Consider the following 2697-nt stretch of genomic DNA (forward strand, 5'->3'; position numbering starts at 1 on the left):
TCGATGATCACTTCATCGCCCTCGTTGGGTTGAATGTTCTTGATGGTAAACGAACAGGTGTCCACCATTGAGGTCAACACCTGCTCAATGGATATGTCCTGAAGAAGAATATTTGAAATCCGCTCAACGCCCGAGATTCGAAAGGAGTCACCCATTAGAATCTCACCCCTCGCCGGGCCAACTGTCGTTCCAGCTGTTGCCAAATTTCCTCGCCATTACTGCCGTTAATTGTGATATTGAAGCTATGCCCTGACCCGGACCCGGCGAGTTCCGGTGTGTTTATCGCGGGTCGATATCCGGCAAATCCCTGGACAGCAGTATTGGCGAGTTGAGTCGCAGAACTGCTTACATTCGCCTGTTCGTTATTCATGCCGATCGAAAATCCTTGTGCCGTATACTCGCCGATCTGCATCATCACCCGGGAGGGCGAATGAATGTCCAACGCTCGTTTGGCGGCATTGGCGGCTCCTTCAAACAGGTTAGCTACGCTGTGATATAACCACCCCGCCAAGGATCGCATCCCCTCCACGAAGCCTCTAACCAAATTTGTCCCCATGGAATAGGCATCGTTCTTCATCTCGACCCACTTCTGGTACAGCAACGCTTTAATCACCTGCATGGCTGCGGTCAGCGATGTCGGTGCGTCTTTGAAACACTGCAGGATAAGCTTCCACATCTCTTGGGTTAAGGCACTCAACGACTTGCTCGTCGCATCCCAGATACTTTTCATAATCTCCGAATCCGTGGCGATTGTAGTCGTAATCCATGTCATTGCATCACCCGTGGAGGATTCAATCCGGTTTGTCGTACTGTCCCATGTCTGCCCAATTGTGTCCCAGCCCGAGCGAACACTGCGGCTAATCGCATCCATGGCTTGGGAGAAAATAGTTTGAGTGGACGTCAACACATTGTCCGTGACCGTAAGCAAGGAATCCATGGCATGGTTCCAGGCCATCTGAACTTGCTCACTCATGGTCGATGCGATGGCTATGATTTGAACACTACCCTGCTGGAACAGAGTAACGATACTGTTCAAAACGAAGGTCGCTTCATTTGCGCTCACAGACCAACAGGTAGAAAGTTTCTGCGAGATGTCTTCCCAATGGGTGTAGAGATATATCCCGGCGATAACCAGTGCTCCGATCGCCGCTGCAGCCATACCGACAGGCGTTGCCAATGCTGCGGTCACCGTTCCAAAGGTAGCTATGGCAGAGGTCACGCCGGACATCACTTTCTGAATCACAGCAAAAGCCGCAAATCCGGCAGCGATACCCGCTAAGATAGGGCCAATTACGCTCCAATGGTTCTGCAGGAGATCGAACAGCGTCGATACGCCCGTGATAATTCCATTCAGAATGGCCGCGACGCCCGGAGAAAATGCGGACTCAATGGCTCCCCTTAATCCGTCGGCGTTGAAGCCGGTCGAGAGCTTATCCACAAAACCGATGGCTAGCGGCATGAATTCCTTGAGTTTATCGGATACCGGCTGCAACACCTGTCCCAACAGCATATTGGTATTGTCCTTTAACGTACTCAACATCCCGGTAAAGGTTTGACTTTGCTTTTGCATGGCACCGGAAAACTTGGTTCCCATCGCCTCAATTAAGGCTGGAACCGCTTGGTCGGCCATCACTTTTCCTTGAGCCGACAGTTCCATGAGTTGCTGTTTGCTCATACCGAGCTTTTGCGCCATGAGATCCCAGGCCGGTATACCTCGTTCCGCTAACTGGTTCATTTCTTCTGCCGATACTTTGCCTTTGGTGGCCATTTGACCGAGAGCCATGGTTACGCCATTAAGAACATCTTCTCCCCCGCCAATGGCCGACACTGCATCGCCAATCGCTTGCAGGTTAGGCATAACGCTCTCGGCATTGAATCCCATCGCCAGCATGAGTTTTGCCGATTTCTGTAGTCCAGGGAACTCAAAAGGCGTAGATGCGCCGAATTGCTGTACGTCTTTAATCATCGCCTGGGCTTTCTCTGCCGAGCCAAGCAACGTTTCGAACGAGATCGCTGCTTGTTCCATATCTGCGTTGAACGAAAGTCCTTTTCCCAGGCTGAGGCCTCCGAGGGCTGTCATGATCGCACCGAGGGCCGGTAAGGCCATATTCTTCAATGACGTAAAGGCCCCACCCATCGTGATGCCTTCTTTTTGCATCTGTTTGCCTGTCTTTTGGACTTGTCCCATTGCGGACTGGATTTTAGTGTTGAAATCCGAGATGTCTGCAGTGAACTTAACCAGGACACTGGAGAGTGCGGACAAATGGGCCTCCCTCCTGTCCTACGACTGAAATTTCTGTCTGAGTTCTTCCAGAGTTTTTAGTTGGTCTATGCGGTCTACACGCTTGGCATCGGTAAATTTACCGAGCAGCTTATCTGGCGTAACGGGCCGTTTCAGATTGCCAGAGGCATTCATGATATGGCAAGCCAACCATGCCATCCGGTGATATTCCGCTTCCTGGTGTTGCTGTTCATACTCGATGCGAGATTCTATGAGTTCCATGAATTCCACCAACGTCAACGCCCAGAACTGGTCCGGTAATAAACGAAGCGAGCCATAGGCGATCTTTTTGAGTTGATCCCAGTCGGCTCGCGTTACTCGTTTTTTCGGGTGGCCGTTTCAAAGGCTTCGGCAATCTTGGCCTGGACGTATTCGAGGTTGTTGAAGTCGACCCAATCCCCCACTTCCTTTTCCGT

1 protein-coding gene and 1 pseudogene are annotated in these 2697 nt (G+C 51.3%); both read right to left on the bottom strand.

Annotated elements, in window-relative coordinates; all coding sequences use genetic code 11:
• Window positions 1-154 precede the first annotated feature (154 nt).
• Window positions 155-2263, bottom strand: a complete 2109-nt coding sequence (locus H1S01_RS22785) for a tape measure protein (RefSeq protein WP_188042122.1) — start codon at window positions 2261-2263, stop codon at window positions 155-157.
• Between the two features lie 18 nt (window positions 2264-2281).
• Window positions 2282-2575, bottom strand: a pseudogene (locus tag H1S01_RS22790) (phage tail assembly chaperone); the annotation flags it as partial.
• Window positions 2576-2697: the final 122 nt, after the last annotated feature.

It is taken from the genome of Heliobacterium chlorum, assembly GCF_014502795.1.
Lineage (GTDB): Bacteria > Bacillota > Desulfitobacteriia > Heliobacteriales > Heliobacteriaceae > Heliobacterium > Heliobacterium chlorum.